This window comes from Priestia sp. MDV22-iso46 (assembly GCF_058629175.1).
The window spans coordinates 1,035,662-1,052,828 of record NZ_JBZVWT010000001.1; the positions used below are offsets into that span (position 1 = coordinate 1,035,662).

Genomic DNA, 17,167 nt, shown 5'->3' on the forward strand with positions numbered 1-17,167 from the left:
TTAAAAAAATGACAACTACCTCCTTCATTATTAATACTAATAAAAAACTTACTTCTCAAACTCCATTTTCCAACTAAAATACTCATTATCAGCATTCTTTTCATATCTTAATTTCGCATCAAACTTATTCCCTTTTTTACTCGTTAAACCTTTCACAGGAGCAATACCATTTTTCAATAATGCCTTTACCATAGTCTTAGTAGGCTTCTTTTTCATTGTTGCTAAGAACTTGTCATTCTTCCAAATAACAAACTTGCAGCCATTTTTCCAATTGCTACAGCCAAACCCTTTTTGCCCCTCAATTACAGCATGACCACAAACCGGGCATTTACCTATTATTTCGTTCGATTTACGCTGAGAAGCTACTTCGTTAATTGTAACTTCTTTCTCATTTTTGATTGTTTCTACTGCCTTTGTAGTAAAATCAAAAATCAACTGTAAGAACTCATCTTTTGTAAAGTTTCTTTTCTCAATATCATTCAACGATTTCTCAAGACGACCTGTAAATTCGAGATTAAATAAATCTTTGATCGGGAAGGTTTCTATCAGCTTTCTTCCAAGCTCCGTACAAAGTAAATTCTTATTCTGTGTTGTTATATAACCAACATCTTTTAATTTTTTTATCGTTTCAGCTCTTGTTGCAGGTGTACCGATACTAAATCCACTTAAAATCGCATTTAGGCTTTCTTCATCCGTACCTTCTCCATCGTAGTTCTTTCCACATGTCTCCATAACTCGAAGCAACGTTCTTTCTGTATGCTGCTTAGGTGGCTTTGTCACATGTGTAGTGATTTCATGCTTCACTAAATCTACGTCATCATTAACTTGTACAAGAGGCAGAATCGTATCCTTAGATTGAACTTTCTCTACTTTCTTCCACCCTTCTACGAGCTGAACTTTTCCTTTAGAGATAAATAACCCTTTTAAATCCGCACCAGTAATTTTCGTTTCAATTCTTGTTTCCTCATACTCAGCTACAGGCATAAATTGCATAATGAATCTATTTTTAATTGCTTGATAAACTTGTTCTTCATCAGTTGATAACTTTTTAGGTTTCAAATAAGTAGGTACAATTGCACTATGGCTCTCTACTTTAGAGTTATCAAAAATTCTTTTTGATTTAACAAACTTCACTTCGTCTTTGTATGGTAAATCTTCTGTTAGCGTTTCTAGAACCTTTGCCGTCTTACCTACTAAACTTTCTTCCAGAGCTACGCTGGCCGTACGTGGATATGTGATGAATTTTTTCTCATACAGAGATTGCGCTACTTTTAACACTTTATCAGAGGTCCAACCTTTGTATTTATTCGTAATATATCCTTGTAAGTTGGATAGATTGAATAAAAATGGCGGGTATTCCTTCTTTTTTTGTACCTGCTTATCGCTTACAATTCCTGATTTATCAATTAGTTTTTGCTGAATCTCTTCTAAGGTTTCTTTACTTTTAAACTTCTCTTCTTTACCTTCAATATACGTTCCTTCATACTCTTGTTCTTTTTTTGTTTTAAAGGTTGCTTGAAGTTTGTAATAGTTCTCTGGAACAAATTTTTCAATTTCTTTATCTCGATCATAAATAATTTTTAAAGTTGGTAATAAAACTCGACCAATGTTCAGAGCTTTCCCTTTACCTTTTTGGTATTTAAGAGTAGCCACGGATGTCAGATTAATTCCAATAACCCAGTCAGCCCATTGACGGCTAACGCCAGCATCCTGTAAAGGTCTTAATTCTGTATTCAGCTTAATATTTTCCAGCCCATTCATAACCTCAGCCGGTGTCCATTCGTTTAATAAAAGTCTATAAACAGTTTTATCGGTCTTCAGATTATAGATAATACTATCTCCTATGACTTGACCTTCACGATCATAGTCACAAGCCGAGATAATTCCATCAACATCAGGTCTCCTCATCAAGCTTTGGATAATTTTAAGTTGTTTTTTAGCACCTGTATCAGGCTTTTCTCTATCGCGAGGATTACTTTTCACTTTATACTTAAAAACTTGCGGAATAAATGGGAAGTTTTCCATTTTCCATGTGGACATCTTATCGTCATAATCTTTTGCATCATATAATTGAAGTAAATGTCCGAATGCCCATGTAACAATGTAGCCATTTCCCTCAAAGTAGCCGTCTTGTCGGCCTTTTATCTTTAGTGCATCTGCAATGTTTTTTGAGACAGATGGTTTTTCTGCAATAATTAACTTCATTTAATTAATCACCTTACGTTTAAAATTTCCAAAATAAACTTACTTAGTTTTATTATTTTATCATAGAAAGAGCTGTTGGAGTATGAATGAAGAGAAAAGTAGCTTAGATGAGAAATACCTATCTCATTTTAAAAACGTGTCGCTATCCGTTATACCTTTTCAATAAAAAAGCTGTAGATCATTTTCTACAGCTTCGATACACATCTGAATTTTTCTGGCAACAGCCATTATCATATCGACTAAAACAAATCTCCTTTAGGACGTGTTATGAAATAATCAATAACCAAATATACAAACCAACAAGCGTAATAAACAATGTCGGAATCGTTAAGATAATACCTGTTTTAAGATACGTTCCCCATGAAATCTTCACGCCTTTTGTTGAAAGAACATGAAGCCATAAAAGCGTCGCTAAAGAACCAATCGGGGTAATTTTCGGACCTAAATCCGATCCAATGACGTTTGCATAAATCAATGCTTCCTTGATTGTTCCGGCTGCGTGTGTTGCATCGATTGCCAGTGCATCAATCATAACGGTTGGCATATTGTTCATAATCGATGAAAGAATAGCCGCAGTGAATCCCATACCAATTGTTGCTGCAAACAGTCCATGGCTGGCTGTTGCTTGGATCACGTCAGCCAGAATTTCTGTTAAACCAGCATTACGCAAGCCGTATACAACGACATACATGCCGATAGAGAAAAAGACAATCGCCCATGGAGCTCCCTGTAACACTTTTTTTGTATGAACCGCTCGGCTTTTTTTGGCCATCATCAAAAACAGAATAGCAATAATACCTGCAATAATCGAAACAGGGACGCTGAAGAATTCTCCAATTAAATAGCCTAGCACTAACAAAACTAAGACAATTCCGGATAACCGAAACATCTTTTCATCTTTGATGGCATCCACTGGCTTCTGCAAATCTGCTACATTGTATTTCTTAGGAATTCTTTTGCGGAAATACAGATATAAGACCATAATACTTGCAAACAGAGAAACCAAATCTGGAACAATCATGCGTGATGCAAATTCAGAAAAGCTAATACCAAAGAAGTCGGCTGATACGATATTTACTAAGTTACTAACAACAAGGGGCAGCGACGTTGTATCTGCAATAAATCCACTTGCGATGATAAACGGAAAAACCATTTTATCGTCGAACTTTAATGCCCGAACCATGGCTAGTACAATGGGTGTTAAAATCAACGCTGCTCCGTCATTAGCAAATAGCGCTGCTACAACGGCTCCAAGAAGAGACACGTAAACAAACATACGCACGCCGTTCCCTCCTGCAGCTCTAGCCATATGAAGCGCTGCCCATTCAAAGAAACCAATTTCATCTAAAATTAAAGAAATAATAATAATAGCAATAAACGTAAGAGTCGCATTCCACACAATGCTGGTTACCTCAAGAACGTCTTGAAAATCAACAACGCCTGCCAGTAAAGCAATCATAGCTCCCCCGCAAGCCGACCAGCCGATTGATAAATTTTTCGGCTGCCAAATGACAAAAATTAATGTTACTAAAAAAATCAATGATGCTAGTACAACTGATGCCACTTTTTAAACCTCCAATTATTCACAACAACTAATACGCAGTCCTTGTTTTTCCAGCTCTTTTAAACGTTCGTCCTGACTTGGCACAGATTCAAGTATGCCCAGAACGAACTCATAGTACTGGCTTTCCTTATTAAGAGAATAAAAAACCCATTGCCCTTTTCTTCTTTCCTTCACAAGCTCAGCATCTCTTAATTTTCGTAAATGCTGACTAATTGAAGGTTGGCTAGCTTGATAGATATCTACGAACTCACACACACAGCATTCATTGTTCTCTATTAATTTCACCATCGAAAGCCTTGTTTTATCTCCCAATAATTTTAAGATTTGGGCTGCCTTTTCAATACTATCTATAGATTTTGTGCTCATTAATGAATACCTCCTACTCCCTTTTAGTTGATAGATAATAATGTGCTTATGTATTAATGCTCATTACTATAATTGATTTATATATTATTTACAACTCTTCTAGCAAAATGCAATGGATGAACTATGAAGAATAATAACTAGGTCTGATTCTTAGGCTGTTTTTTAATAGATGTAATTTATATAGTTGACAATTTTCATCATAAGATTCATCCTGTCAGCTGCCCCAACTGTCCTTTTTCCTGTCTTATCTTTTTGAAATTCATGAATTCTCGTTAATTCTCGTTAAGCTTTCTTTTCATTTAAACTTTGTCACAAAAAGAGGCTGGGACAAAAGTATTTTAGCCCAAGTAAAAAACGAACCCTTGATCAACATGTTCGATGAGTGGTTCGTTTTTTTGGTTATGGTGAATACTGCTTCATCTGTTTCGTTCCTTCTAGCAGTTGATTGAAGGGCAAGGCGAAGACTCCTGCGGGAAAAGCGGGACAGATGAGACCCCGTAGGAGCGCAAGCGACGAGGAGGCTCATCGCCCACCCGCGGAAAGCGAAGCCTTGCACGGAAATCAACTGCGGTGTCATAAGCGGTTCAGCTCATGTATCTCATTTGTTCATCTTTAGGTTGGATTCATTTAGTTATGTCCCGGCCTCTTTTTAATTAATCCGCTTATTTCAGAACTTACTTCGCTTTTTCTCTTTGTTGTAAGAAAATAGAAGCACTAATCCAAGAAGTAATCGGAATAATAATAGCTACACCAATGCCTCCGCTCAAGATAGAAATGACTTCTGCACAAAAGGTTTTTGAATTGATAATATCTCCAAACGAATACGACAATCTCTTAAACCATATAATTAAAGTTAAATATCCCCCTACAAATGCAAAATACAGTGTATTGGTTGTGGTGCCTAAAATATCTCTTCCGATTTTCAATCCTGAATTGAAGAGATTTTTTTTAGTTACGGACAGATCATGAACAAATAATTCATTCATAGAAGATGAAATAGATAGCGAAATATCAATGATTGCTCCTATGGCTCCCATAATAATGGTACAAATGGCTATTTTAGCAAAGTCAATTCCAACGTAAAGTGAAAAAGCGTTAATTTCTTCTTCTTGTTCTTCTCCAAACCCTTGAATCATGGCATGATGTTCAATGATAAAAATAAAGAGTACTAAAACGGCTAAGGTAATAATCGTTGAAACAAACGCAGCAAGCGTTTTATGATTGAATTTATTAATATAAAATAAATTAATGCAGCTAATGATTGTACAAGCGATTAACGTAACAATAATCGTATTTTTTATAGACAGCATAAAGAGAATGGTTAGAAAAATAACGCCAAAATTCAAGAACAAAGCAAGGAACGATCTAACCCCTTTTTTTCCGCCCACAATACTCATCAAAATAAATAAAATAAGAGCAAGCAATAGTAAAACGTTCACTTTCTGTTCCCCTTCCTAAAAATAAAAAGAATCGAAAGATAGAGTGTAATTGGAATCGTTAGCACAATGCCAATACTGCCAGTAAGAGCACGGATTAACTCTAACGAAAAATTCATCGAAAACGTGTATCCTAAAGGAGAGCCGTTTTTTAAATAAAGAAGAACCATTGGAATTGTTCCACTTATATATGAAAAAAATAAAATATTCGTCATGGCTCCCATGATGTCTCCGCCAATTTCCTTGCCCGATTTTAGTAAGTCTTTGTGCGCTATCTCTTTATTCTTTTCATATAGTTCATAGACAGAAGAAGTAATCGTAATAGCTACATCCATGACAGCTCCTAAAGATCCAATTAGTACCTCACTCATAAATATTTTTTGAGGAGGAATCGTCACAAACTCCATTCCTTCATAATGAAGACCATTAGAATCTGTTAGCTGCATAACGATGTATGCAATTAACAGAGAAATAAACGTACCTATTAAAGTTGAAATAATTGCTACATGCGTTTTTTCTTGATTACCGCTTACTAATAATAAAGAAATAACCGTAAAAAGAACGACCGCAACAATACATACAGCTAGCAAGCTCACATTCCCTAGTGCTAGATATACATTTAAGGCTCCGATTAAAAGAACAATATTAATAAGTAAGCTGATAATTGAATAAAAACCTTGTTTTTTTCCAATCGCCAGCAAAATCAGTATAAATAAGCCTGCGACAGCGGTAACCTGCTTGTCCCGCTTCACTCCTTCAATCGTGCCGCTTAAAGCATGCTGTGAATTCTTTTCTAAGGAGACAAAAAGATCTGTTCCGACATTGTACTTTTGATCATAAGCACCTGAGTATGAGTACGTATTCTCTAAATGGATAAGCCTTCCTTTATATTTTCCGTTCATGATTTTAGCAACAATTTCCTGAGAATACACGGTATCTTTATTATGATTTAAATCAGTAGATTTATGTTGTTCTACAACATTCGTCTTCACTACCTCCGCTATCGGTTTTTTATAAAGCGAATAATTGTGGTTTGTTACTATTAGCGCTATACACAAACAGCAAATTCCTAGTATATAGAGAAAGATTTGTTTACGCGATAATTTATTAAACTTTTGCTTCGAAAAAAGATTCCTTATATGCTGGAAATACAGAGGTGACATCACATAATTCCTTTCTGGTTATTATTTGAACGCAGAGCTCTTGAACATGAAGAGACTGCAAAGAGATCTAAGACCCTTTGCAGTCTTTTCATTCGTTTATTTATTATGGGCGCTATACAGCAAAACACACTATGATCATGCAAGACACTCCACATGCTATTTTTCATTCCGTACTGTATCAGAGAAAAGTGAAATTATAGTGAAAACATAGAACGATTTATCTACTTCACTAGTTTTTTATGACTATCTTATATAATCATAGGAATATAAAAACAAATAGAAAACTGTCTGCGCTATAATAAATTGACTTTATAGCTACTGATTAGTTATAAAACTCATGAAAAGCGACAAATAGTTGCTAAAAACAAGGAGGTTATTTCATGTTAACGAAAAAAACACTTGTCATGCTTTCTACTCTTACACTTGTAACAACATGCGTAGCATTCAGCACTCCAACTACTGAAGCAGCTGCTAAAGATGCCTACTCAAAAAAAATTGAGGCTAAAGCAGAAACGAGGCCTACGCTTCGTAAAGGTTCTCACTCTAGCTACGTAAGAGATTTACAGCAAAGCTTAAAGGATGTGAAGTATAACACATCAGTTGATGGAATTTTCGGTACGCAAACGCAAAATGTAGTAAAAGAATTTCAAACCGATCACCGCTTGTCTTCAGATGGTATTGTTGGCCCCTTAACATGGGCAGCTTTAGATGAGAACAAGGTAGAAAGAAAGCAATTTCCTGTCAGCACGGCTATTACATTCGGTAAAAAAGAACTCGGTGACAACATTGTTTTCAGTACAGACGACCGCTTACGGAAAGATAACAACGATAAAGCTTACTATAGATTCGTAGCAAAAAATAAAGACTGGATGGATCAAGGAGGATCAGGTACCATAGGGTGGTATCATATTTACAAAAATGGAGATGTGATTGAAGCATCCAATTAAATCTATTTACAAATAACGGTTCGCAAAAAAACCTTTATAATCACTCTTTTGAGTGATTTACTGCCCGCCTTACAGAATGCTAAAATTTAAAGGAATCATTCCGTAGGTATTTTACTTGAACAAGAACAGCTGTTACTCCCCGTCGCTGTTCTTGTTATTTTTTTAGGTAAAAATACAAAAAGCAGCATGTAAACATTCCACGCGCTGCTTTTTGCAATTACATGACTACTCTGCGGGTCGAGGTCCTGCTTCTCGTCCTGAGCTCTCTACCGTTAGTATTGGTCGAACGGTGATATCTTCATTTACACGAATTTGACATGATAAGCGCAAGTGATCTTCAATTGAACTTTCTGAGTATGCATTTTTCTCCGCGTGTGTTAAATCACAATATTCACCTTCGAGCACTTCTACCCTGCAAGTTGTGCATTTGGCTTTCCCGCCGCACCGATGAAGAATATTTATACCATTGTCTTCAAGTGCCAAGACAAGCTTTTTTCCTTTTTCCACTTCAAAACTTCCGTGTCCTAAAACGGTTACTCTTGGCATGTATCTCCCTCTTTCCCTCTACTGTGTACAAGCGATTTAAATTACACTATATGCAGTTTCTTTTTATTGCATGCCTAAATAAGTTACAATCCATTATTTCTACTGATTGCGACGCTTGTTTGTACGTTACAGGCCCCTTTTGCATGCCTAGATCCAATTAAGAAGACCATCATTTTGTAATACGGCAACTAAAACGACAATCCCAAGTATAATAACAGGTATCAGTGCTTTTAAAATTTGATACTTAGATAATTCTACGCGTTGAGGCTCCTTTAATGAGTGGCTTTGTTTTAACTCAGTGTTGTTTTCACTTTCTTTGTGATCCATGTTCCTCTGCCTTTCTATTTTTTATAGTGCGGTTCATATCTACTTCTGCTGAAATCACAAAAATAGACACAGAATTTCTTCATAAAAACCAGCTTAACCTTTTTAAGAACATGCTATACTAACAATTCTATTTTAAAATACGCACCTATCTTAAATTTCAGACAAACAAATTCACCATGATCATAAAAAACACGAACTATTCATCCATTCATGATAAATAGTTCGTGTCTGACTTTACCTGCACTACTTTTGTCTCGAGCTTTTTACTTTATATGTTGTTTTTTTGGAATTTTAATTTGTTTAATATCTCCAAGCACATAAATATAAAAAATTAAGCCTAGCAACAATACAATTCCCGCTACAATAAAGCTTAGATTAAAAGAACCAGTTTTATCTAAAAGATATCCCGTTAAAGCTGTAGCTATAATTCCACCAAACAAATTATTAGCTAAATTAACAATAGAACTGAGAAGAGAAATAGAGCCTGCAGGCGCAATTTCAGCAGAAATAGACCAGCCGATTGGTGCCGTTGCAGATATACCTGCCAGTCCAATCGAAATACAAATCATCGCTACGACGACATTATCGGTGAAAATAGAGCCTAAAAACACAAACCCTAAGCATAACCCTACTACAATGATCGTACGATATACATTTTGACTGTTATACCCTTTTTTTATAAGGTAATCAACAAGCCAGCCGCCAACTAAAATGCCAGCAAATGTAGCAATTAGCCAAGGTACTGCCGTAAGCAGACCCGATGACATGATATCCATACCGTATTTTTCTTTTAAAAAAGTTGGCAGCCACGTTAACAGTAAATTAAACGTATATCCATAGCCTGTAAACCCAATCATGAGCCCCCAAACTTTTCGATTCGTAAATAATACTTTTAAGGTATGTAAAAATTTTGATGTTTGCTCATCGTTTGCATTTAGATTATTTTCTTGAATATACTTCAACTCATCATCTGATATACGTCTATGCTTTTCTGGCTTTTCGTAATAAAACCAAAACAGCAGCGTAAACAGCACGTTTATAATTCCAATGGATAAAAATGCTGTGCGCCAATCAAATTTGGTGATGAGAAACGCTACAAGAGGCGCGCCAAGTACATTTGAAAATTTGGCCGCTGAATCAAACAAAGAATTTGGTAAGCTTCTTTCGTTTGGAGGAAACCATAGCGACGTAGCTTTTGATGCTGCCGGAAATGCGGAAGCACTCATTATTCCTATTAAAAACCGGACAATATAGAGAAGAAGTTTTCCTTGCAAAAAAGCCATCGACATCGTTAATAAACTCCAAATCACCATACCGACTCTTGTCACCCAAGCTACTCCGAACCGATCAAGCAAGCTTCCGGCAGGTATTTGCATGATCGTATAAGAATACGTATAAATAGAAAAGACAATTCCGAGCTCTGTTCCTGTTAAGTGAAATGCATCTTGTATTGCAGGAGCGGCTACTGACACCGCTACACGATCAAAATAGTTTAAAATAATCATACTGCTTAACAAAGATGAAATGAACCATCGTGTGCGTCCTGTTCGCTTTACTGTATGTTCACTCATAGCTAGCTCCTTTCATCAGTAGTTTGTTCGTTTTATTACCGTAGCATTCTACTTAATACCGCAACTTCTTTTGAAAGAAACATGCGTTTTCTTCATACATCATGTCAGAAATTCATCATTATAAAACATAAAACAAGAAGTAAACAAAAAGAGATTGAGTCATAACTAAATCAATCCAAACTACAGCTAGAAGCCACTACCTACATGAAACCTGCGTTCACCATAACAATGAAAAAATCCGAACGAGTTGGATTCTCAATCAAGAATCTCGATTCATCGTTCGGACCTTCCTTCACCTAAAACACTTTTGTACCAGCCTCTTTTTTCGCTAACAGTCTATTTGGTTGAAAGTTCACTTTCGGTTACCCATTTGTGATTTTTTACTTTCTCTCCGCCTGTAGTCGGTTTGTAGTCTACCATATACACCGTTGTTTTTTCGGCTGAATCAATCGTTGCTTTTGCCCCTTTCATACCTTTCATATGATCTGCTTCAATCGTCACTTCGCTACCTGGCTTTAACTGTTCGTTACCCGCATCTTTTATTTCTTCTTGAATAACCCACTTATGATTTTTTACTTTTTTGCCGCCAGTCTTTGGCGTATACGAAACGGTATAGGCCGTAGTGGCGTAAGCACCAACAATTGTTGCTTCAGCCCCGTTCATGCCTTTCATATGATCTGCTTTTATAACGGCTTTATCTCCAACTTTATATGTTGGATTCTCAGCTTGCTTTAATCCTTTTGGAACCTCTCCTGAACTAGAGTGATTCATCTCTGAGTGATCGTGCATGGATTCGTTTTTGTCAGTTGAAGGCTTTTCATGACTAGAATCGTTTCCGCATCCGCTTAGTCCAATAATGACAGATGCACCAAGAATAAATAGCTGTTTTTTCATAACAGTCCCTCTTTTCCACATAATAAATTTTAAAATAAAAATCATTTAATCCTTAAAAACAACTTATCTTTGCCTACTCTTCTACTTTTCTTTATTGTAGCCAGACTTTGTGCAGATTTTGTGAAGATGAAGGTAATTGGGTACGAAAAATTCCTGTGCCTAAAAAAGGCTTTCGTATGAAACACTTACCACAAGGAAAAAGTATAAAAATAAAAGGAGGAAAGAAACATGCTAAAAATACGCTTTGCTCTATCCTCACTCTTACTTGCAGTTAGCTTGGTGATGGGAGCCCCCTTTGCTTTCGCACACTCCGCGCTCTCATCTAGCGTACAAAAGATAGAAGTAACGTCCATTAAAATGAAAACGCTCAAAACATTTATCGATGAACAAGATATGAATGCATTCACCAATAGTATAAAAAAGGCACAGCATATGAACATTCTCTTAGATGAAGAATCTGCTGGGAGCATCGATTGCAAAATGACCATTACCTATGGAGATGGTTCTAGCCGTCATTATTTCATTTGGATTATGGATGATGGACGCGATGTGTTAATTGCTCATCAAAAGTATCCCCAGGACCTTCATCTTAAAGGGTATGAATTAAGCCAAAAAAATTCCTTGCACCTAACAAAGCTGCTAAAGAATATTCTTTAGCAGCTTTGCTTTTGGATCACTTTCACCGAGAGTGGCTCGATGACTCCAATATTTTTTAGTTTATATTGCCCACATAGCATATACTGCTATGACTGCGAGCACGTACAAAATAGCTGAGATGATCCACTTTTTCATATCTTATAGCCTCACTCTCTGCAATCGCAGTGCATTTAATACAACCGATACAGAACTAAAGGCCATTGCGGCTCCAGCGACCCAAGGAGCTAACAGCCCAACTGCTGCAATTGGAATACCAAGCGTGTTGTAGCCCATTGCCCAGAATAAATTTTGCTTAATATTAGAAATCGTTTTTCTACTCATTTCAATCGCATCTGCAATGCTCATCAAGTCTCCTCGCATCAGCGTAATATCAGCGGCTTCCATCGCTACATCCGTTCCTGTTCCGATGGCCATTCCAATATCAGCTAACGCAAGTGCAGGAGCATCGTTAATACCGTCTCCTACCATTGCGACTTTTTTACCTTGCTGCTGAAGCTTTTTCACTTCTTCTGCTTTTCCTTCTGGCAACACTTCTGCTATAACATGCTCAATACCCGCTTGCATCGCAATAGCCTGAGCTGTTTGACGATTATCACCTGTAATCATCATCACTTCTAAGCCCATTTCTTTTAACCTGGAAACTGCTTCTTTAGAAGTTGCTTTAATGGTATCTGCAACAGCAAGCATGCCGGCATATTTTCCGTCAAGAGCAACGAGCATGGCTGTTTTTCCTTCTTGTTCTAAATTTGTCATTTCTTCTAAGGCTGTATCAATATTCACTTTATACTGGTTCATAAGCTTTCTTGTTCCCACTAACAGCTCTCGCTCTTGTACAGTTGCTTTTACTCCATACCCTGGAATAGCTTCAAAAGATAACGGGTCTTGAATCTCTATACCTTTATTTTTTATACCTGCTACGAGTGCTTGAGCTAGAGGGTGCTCTGATAAACGCTCAGCCGATGCAACTAACTGTAATAGCTCATTTTCTTTGTATCCTTGTGCAATACGCACATCGGTTAACTCGGGGGTTCCATTTGTCACAGTTCCCGTTTTATCTAAAAGAATCGTATCGATTTTATGCGTTGCTTCTAAATGCTCGCCGCCTTTGAATAAAATACCAAATTCTGCTGCGCGGCCCGACCCCGCCATAATGGAAGTTGGAGTAGCTAAGCCTAACGCGCATGGACATGCAATCACTAGTACAGCAATAAGCTTCTCTAAAGCCGGCGCAAATTCGCCAGGCGCAATCCAAATATACCAAACAAAGAAAGTAAGAAGAGCAATTCCAACTACAATTGGCACGAATATACCCGAAATATAGTCAGCTAATCGCTGAATAGGCGCTTTAGACCCTTGCGCTTCTTCTACTACTTTAATAATTTGCGCAAGCGCCGTCTCTTTTCCAATGTTCGTAGCTTTTATTTTTAGAAAACCATTTTTATTGAGTGTAGCTCCGATTACTTTATCTCCAACGTTTTTATCTACCGGTACGCTTTCACCTGTCAGCATGGACTCATCTAAAGCTGATTGCCCTTCAATAATCTCTCCGTCTACTGGTACTTTTTCACCAGGTTTAATAAAAATAACTTCACCTTTTTGCACTTCTTCCACTGGTATTTCAACTTCCGCTCCGTCTCTTACTACAACGGCCGTTTTAGCTTGTAAGCCCATCATTTTTTTTATCGCTTCTGAAGAACGGCCTTTGGCATTTGCTTCAAACAATTTCCCTAAAAGAATCAGCGTAATTAATATAGCGCTCGTTTCATAGTAAAGCTGATCCGTATGAGCAGATGACCCAAGCGATTTAAGAGAAGAGTATAAACTGTAGAAATAAGCTGCGCTTGTGCCTAATGCTACTAAAACATCCATGTTGGCGCTTTTGTTACGAAGAGCTTTAAATGCGCCTACATAAAATTGCTTCCCTACCACGAATTGAACAGGCGTAGCTAAAGCGAGCTGAACCCATGGATTCATCAGCATATGAGGCAAAGGAATAAACGATGTAAACGTAAAATGGCTAACCATTGCCCACAATAACGGTACGCTTAAAATCAATGAAAACCAAAACTTCCCTTTTTGTTTACTGAGTTCTTTTTCTCTGTAGCTTTGCTCTTCTTCTTTTTCTTCTGACTTTAGCTTTGCTCCGTATCCAAGTTTTTCAACTCGCTGCGTTATATCTTGCGGAGCTATTTGAGAAGGGCTGTATTCAACAGAAGCCGTTTCTAAAGCAAGATTAACGCTTGCCTTTGTCACGCCTTCTAATTTGTTTAACCCTTTTTCAATACGAGTCGAACAAGCGGCGCACGTCATGCCCGTAATAGCAAATTCGGCTTTTTCACTTACAACTCCATACCCAAGCTTTTCGATTTTTTCTTCAAAGACCTGTGGACTTGTTTTAGACGGATCAAATATGATAGTAGATCTTTCCAAAGCCAAATTCACGTTTGCTTCTTTTACACCTTCTATTTTTTTTAATCCTTTTTCAATTCGGTTAGAACACGCTGCACATGTCATACCTGTAATTTGCAAGGTGGCTTCTTTTTGTTTATCACCCATCACGTTTCGCCTCCTGTTATATACCTATAAGGGGTATATATTTTTCCTAAATCAAGCGTGCGAAGGTATTCGCACGCGATGCTGTTTATGCTACGTCATAACCTTGGTCATCAATAGCCTCTTTAATATCTTCGACCGTTACTTGACTTGGATCAAATGCAACCGTTACTTTTGCATCTTCTAAGCTTACTTCTACGCTTTTAACGCCATTAAGTTCGCCTACGCCGCCTTCAACAGCTTTGACACAATGACCGCAAGACATTCCTTTTACTGATAATGTTACGTTTTCCATTTCTAGCATCTCCTTTATTTCATTAATCGTTTAATGGTTGTTAATAATTCATCCACTACTTCTTCATCACCATCTTGCACACGTTCTACAATGCAATGCTTCAAGTGGCCTTCAAGCAAAATTTTACTTACACTATTTAAAGCAGACTGCGCAGCTGCGATTTGAGTAATCACGTCGTCACAATACGTATCTTTTTCAATTAATCCTTTAATTCCTCGAATTTGTCCTTCAATTCGATTTAATCGGCTTGTTAGATTTTTTTTCACTTCTGGAGAATGGTGACTTTTTCTTTCACTATTTATCGTACAACATTTTTCTTCACTATTCATGTGATTCGCTTCGACCATCTAACATCCTCCCTTCATAACTTCATGATACTATACCCCCCTACCCTATGTAAAGAAAAAAGCTCGCTTCTGCTTACTTTATCTTTTCACCAATTTCACCAGCTATGCTTATATCATTTTCAACTAACATCAACCCACTTATAGCCTATTCCCCATACGGTTTGCAGGTATTCGTCTACAGGAAAGCCCGCTTTTCTTAGCTTATCCCGAACATTTCGCACATGAGAGTCAATAGTACGGTCTCCAATCTCCGCCTCATATCCCCACACTAACACAAGCAAGTCGTCCCGGCTGAACACACGATTTAAATGCTGAAGAAGTAACCCCACTAATTCAAACTCTTTAGGCGTCACTTGAATGTGCTGATTTTTATATTGTAATACGTGGTCTTCCTTGCTCCATACTAACCCTTTGTGGGTGATTTCATGTTTTTCTTTTAACGAACGTCTAAGAACCGCGCTGATGCGTGCAACCAATTCTTCTTCGCTAAACGGTTTGGTAATATAGTCGTCTGCCCCTATATTTAATCCTTTTACTACATCTAACGTTTGGCTGCGGGCTGTGAGCATAATGACCGGTAGATCAGACATTTTCCTTACTTTTTGACAAATCTCCCACCCATCTTCGCTTGGCATCATAATATCTAATAACATCAAATCTGCTTTGTTACCTTCATAAAGATAGCGCAGCGCTTCTGTGCCTTTTTCAAATTTTATACATGTAAATCCGTTTGGCAGCAGATAAAGTTCTAGTAAATCCAGCATCCTTGCTTCATCATCGACTAATAAAATCGTTGTCATCCTATCCATCCTCTCTTAATGCAATTTCTACAGTCGTTCCTTTTCCCGTCTCGCTTGTGATGGTTATTTCTCCTCCATGAGCTTCTACAATCTCCTTTACAATTGATAAGCCTAATCCGTAACCTCCGCTTTTTCTCGAGCGGGATTTTTCCACTCGATACAGCTTGTCAAATACGTAAGGTAGATCTTTTTCTGGAATGCCTATTCCTTGATCTTTAAGAGTTATTGTCAATGATTCAGCTGATTTTTTTACCATTAAATCGATTTTAGTCCCTTCTTTTGAATATTTCATTGCGTTATCAAGTAAATTGATAATCACTTGCTGAAATCTTTCAGGATCTAGTGAAATATAAAGACCTTGAGAGCAGCTTATGTCCAGCTCCATCTCTTTTTCTTTTAAAGCTAAATGAAAATGCGCGCATATGGTGTGCAAATACGTAGCCAGTTCTACTTTTTGTTTTTGAATAAAAAATGTATGCTGATCCACCTGCGCCAGCTGAAACAAATCTTTGACTAACTGTGAAATTCTTCCCGCTTCTTCTTCCACAATAGCAAGATATTTATCACGTTCTTGCGGTGTATTAGAAGGCCTTCTTGCTACGTCTGCATAGCCCTTTAAATACATCAAAGGAGTTTGAAGTTCATGTGAAATGCTGCTTAAAAATTCATTTCTCTCTTTTCGTAACCGCTGCAGCTCATTCGCTAGCGACTGAATGGACATTCCTAATTGTCCAAGTTCATCTCTTGAATGAGCACCCAGCTTTACAGACAAGTCTCCTTGACTCAGCTTCTCTGTTGCTTTTTTCATCTTGATTAAAGGAGCGGTTATAAATTTAGACAGAGCAAAAATAGTCACAATCGAAAATAAAATGGAAACAGCTCCTGCTACGTAAAAATGATGCTGTAGTCTCGCAATCATTTCGTGAATATCATTTGTGTTTTTGAACATATAAACCGTTCCAAACTGCTGACGGCCTTTTTCAATAGGTGATGCTGTGGCGATATAAGGTTTGCTTTTCCAGTCGCCTTGCATAATTTCACCTTTGTATGTAAGAGACTTTCCTTTCCATTTCTCTACTGCTTTTCTTGCACCTTGAATTAAAGGCCTAGACGAACTGATAATCTTTCCTGTTTTATCCGTTATGACAACATCAGTTTCTGCTTCAGATTCCATCAGTGCAACATGGTTAAGCGTAGCCGAATCATGATGCTTCTCTAGTACTTCCCGGTGACTGTTTCCTCTTAAACGCAAACTTTCTAATTCCTCTGAAATTCGTGTGTTGGCAAGACCGCTATATAAGTAAAAAAAGAGCGCAGCTTCAATTAGTAAAATGAACATTAAAAATAAGAGTCCAAGCTTAATAGAAATTCTATTCATTTATTCACATCCTTTGCTTTCATTATAAAAGTAATAATTGAAGAAACTGTGCAGAATAAAGCATACCTGATTAAATAACCATTATTCTCTGACAGTTTACCACAGGTATCTGACAGCT

General features: G+C 37.3%; 16 protein-coding genes. 2 read left to right on the forward strand and 14 right to left on the reverse strand.

Features of this window, described 5'->3' with window-relative positions:
• Positions 1-48 precede the first annotated feature (48 nt).
• The 5 genes from AC4NPH_RS05450 to AC4NPH_RS05470 form a co-directional block, all read right to left on the reverse strand.
• A complete protein-coding gene (locus AC4NPH_RS05450) occupies positions 49-2,205 on the reverse strand; it encodes a type IA DNA topoisomerase (protein ID WP_063671350.1) in 2,157 nt (718 codons plus the stop codon).
• A 265-nt stretch (positions 2,206-2,470) separates the two neighbouring features.
• Positions 2,471-3,769, reverse strand: coding sequence for an arsenical efflux pump membrane protein ArsB (locus AC4NPH_RS05455; RefSeq protein WP_016763796.1), 1,299 nt, complete (start codon positions 3,767-3,769; stop codon positions 2,471-2,473).
• A 15-nt stretch (positions 3,770-3,784) separates the two neighbouring features.
• Entirely contained in the window at positions 3,785-4,135 is a 351-nt protein-coding gene (locus tag AC4NPH_RS05460) for an ArsR/SmtB family transcription factor (protein WP_013056623.1), read from the reverse strand.
• 674 nt (positions 4,136-4,809) lie between these two features.
• Entirely contained in the window at positions 4,810-5,574 is a 765-nt protein-coding gene (locus AC4NPH_RS05465) for a YibE/F family protein (protein ID WP_098314888.1), read from the reverse strand.
• A complete protein-coding gene (locus AC4NPH_RS05470) occupies positions 5,571-6,734 on the reverse strand; it encodes a YibE/F family protein (protein WP_491938633.1) in 1,164 nt (387 codons plus the stop codon). The genes AC4NPH_RS05465 and AC4NPH_RS05470 overlap by 4 nt, the downstream gene beginning before the upstream one ends.
• 380 nt (positions 6,735-7,114) lie before the next feature.
• Between AC4NPH_RS05470 and AC4NPH_RS05475 the strand changes: the two genes are divergently transcribed.
• Positions 7,115-7,681 (forward strand): peptidoglycan-binding domain-containing protein, encoded by a 567-nt coding sequence (locus AC4NPH_RS05475; protein WP_029321277.1) that lies wholly within the window; start codon positions 7,115-7,117, stop codon positions 7,679-7,681.
• Positions 7,682-7,906: 225 nt separating this feature from the next.
• Here the strand turns inward: AC4NPH_RS05475 and AC4NPH_RS05480 are convergent, their stop codons facing one another.
• From AC4NPH_RS05480 to AC4NPH_RS05495, 4 genes are all read right to left on the reverse strand, one after another.
• A complete protein-coding gene (locus AC4NPH_RS05480) occupies positions 7,907-8,227 on the reverse strand; it encodes a 2Fe-2S iron-sulfur cluster-binding protein (RefSeq protein ID WP_013056619.1) in 321 nt (106 codons plus the stop codon).
• 147 nt (positions 8,228-8,374) lie between these two features.
• Positions 8,375-8,554, reverse strand: coding sequence for a hypothetical protein (locus tag AC4NPH_RS05485; RefSeq protein ID WP_013056618.1), 180 nt, complete (start codon positions 8,552-8,554; stop codon positions 8,375-8,377).
• Between the two features lie 263 nt (positions 8,555-8,817).
• Positions 8,818-10,125, reverse strand: a complete 1,308-nt coding sequence (locus AC4NPH_RS05490; protein WP_013056617.1) for an MFS transporter — start codon at positions 10,123-10,125, stop codon at positions 8,818-8,820.
• Between the two features lie 336 nt (positions 10,126-10,461).
• Positions 10,462-11,019 carry a YdhK family protein gene (locus AC4NPH_RS05495; protein ID WP_013056616.1) on the reverse strand — a complete coding sequence of 186 codons (558 nt, stop codon included), beginning with the start codon at positions 11,017-11,019 and terminating at the stop codon, positions 10,462-10,464.
• 228 nt (positions 11,020-11,247) lie between these two features.
• Here AC4NPH_RS05495 and AC4NPH_RS05500 point away from each other — a divergent pair, with 228 nt between their 5' ends.
• Positions 11,248-11,676: a hypothetical protein gene (locus AC4NPH_RS05500; RefSeq protein WP_013056615.1), complete on the forward strand. Its 429-nt coding sequence runs from the start codon at positions 11,248-11,250 to the stop codon at positions 11,674-11,676.
• Positions 11,677-11,814: 138 nt separating this feature from the next.
• Here AC4NPH_RS05500 and AC4NPH_RS05505 read toward each other — a convergent pair whose 3' ends face one another.
• The 5 genes from AC4NPH_RS05505 to AC4NPH_RS05525 form a co-directional block, all read right to left on the reverse strand.
• Positions 11,815-14,232 carry a heavy metal translocating P-type ATPase gene (locus AC4NPH_RS05505; RefSeq protein ID WP_063671348.1) on the reverse strand — a complete coding sequence of 806 codons (2,418 nt, stop codon included), beginning with the start codon at positions 14,230-14,232 and terminating at the stop codon, positions 11,815-11,817.
• An 85-nt stretch (positions 14,233-14,317) separates the two neighbouring features.
• The gene (copZ, locus tag AC4NPH_RS05510) at positions 14,318-14,524 is read right to left on the reverse strand and encodes a copper chaperone CopZ (RefSeq protein ID WP_013056613.1); all 207 of its coding nucleotides are present in this window, start codon (positions 14,522-14,524) and stop codon (positions 14,318-14,320) included.
• A 14-nt stretch (positions 14,525-14,538) separates the two neighbouring features.
• The gene (locus AC4NPH_RS05515) at positions 14,539-14,871 is read right to left on the reverse strand and encodes a metal-sensitive transcriptional regulator (protein WP_013056612.1); all 333 of its coding nucleotides are present in this window, start codon (positions 14,869-14,871) and stop codon (positions 14,539-14,541) included.
• Between the two features lie 119 nt (positions 14,872-14,990).
• Positions 14,991-15,671, reverse strand: a complete 681-nt coding sequence (locus AC4NPH_RS05520) for a response regulator transcription factor (RefSeq protein ID WP_013056611.1) — start codon at positions 15,669-15,671, stop codon at positions 14,991-14,993.
• A 1-nt stretch (position 15,672) separates the two neighbouring features.
• Positions 15,673-17,049 carry a sensor histidine kinase gene (locus tag AC4NPH_RS05525; protein ID WP_053487191.1) on the reverse strand — a complete coding sequence of 459 codons (1,377 nt, stop codon included), beginning with the start codon at positions 17,047-17,049 and terminating at the stop codon, positions 15,673-15,675.
• Positions 17,050-17,167 lie beyond the last annotated feature (118 nt).

Coding starts and splice junctions, on each gene's coding strand:
- AC4NPH_RS05525 (WP_053487191.1), bottom strand. CDS start 17,049: ATGAATAGAATTTCTATTAAGCTTGGACTCTTATTTTTAATGTTCATT.
- copZ (WP_013056613.1), bottom strand. CDS start 14,524: ATGGAAAACGTAACATTATCAGTAAAAGGAATGTCTTGCGGTCATTGT.
- AC4NPH_RS05515 (WP_013056612.1), bottom strand. CDS start 14,871: ATGGTCGAAGCGAATCACATGAATAGTGAAGAAAAATGTTGTACGATA.
- AC4NPH_RS05450 (WP_063671350.1), bottom strand. CDS start 2,205: ATGAAGTTAATTATTGCAGAAAAACCATCTGTCTCAAAAAACATTGCA.
- AC4NPH_RS05520 (WP_013056611.1), bottom strand. CDS start 15,671: ATGACAACGATTTTATTAGTCGATGATGAAGCAAGGATGCTGGATTTA.
- AC4NPH_RS05485 (WP_013056618.1), bottom strand. CDS start 8,554: ATGGATCACAAAGAAAGTGAAAACAACACTGAGTTAAAACAAAGCCAC.
- AC4NPH_RS05500 (WP_013056615.1), top strand. CDS start 11,248: ATGCTAAAAATACGCTTTGCTCTATCCTCACTCTTACTTGCAGTTAGC.
- AC4NPH_RS05505 (WP_063671348.1), bottom strand. CDS start 14,232: ATGGGTGATAAACAAAAAGAAGCCACCTTGCAAATTACAGGTATGACA.
- AC4NPH_RS05490 (WP_013056617.1), bottom strand. CDS start 10,125: ATGAGTGAACATACAGTAAAGCGAACAGGACGCACACGATGGTTCATT.
- AC4NPH_RS05475 (WP_029321277.1), top strand. CDS start 7,115: ATGTTAACGAAAAAAACACTTGTCATGCTTTCTACTCTTACACTTGTA.
- AC4NPH_RS05460 (WP_013056623.1), bottom strand. CDS start 4,135: ATGAGCACAAAATCTATAGATAGTATTGAAAAGGCAGCCCAAATCTTA.
- AC4NPH_RS05495 (WP_013056616.1), bottom strand. CDS start 11,019: ATGAAAAAACAGCTATTTATTCTTGGTGCATCTGTCATTATTGGACTA.
- AC4NPH_RS05480 (WP_013056619.1), bottom strand. CDS start 8,227: ATGCCAAGAGTAACCGTTTTAGGACACGGAAGTTTTGAAGTGGAAAAA.
- AC4NPH_RS05470 (WP_491938633.1), bottom strand. CDS start 6,734: ATGTCACCTCTGTATTTCCAGCATATAAGGAATCTTTTTTCGAAGCAA.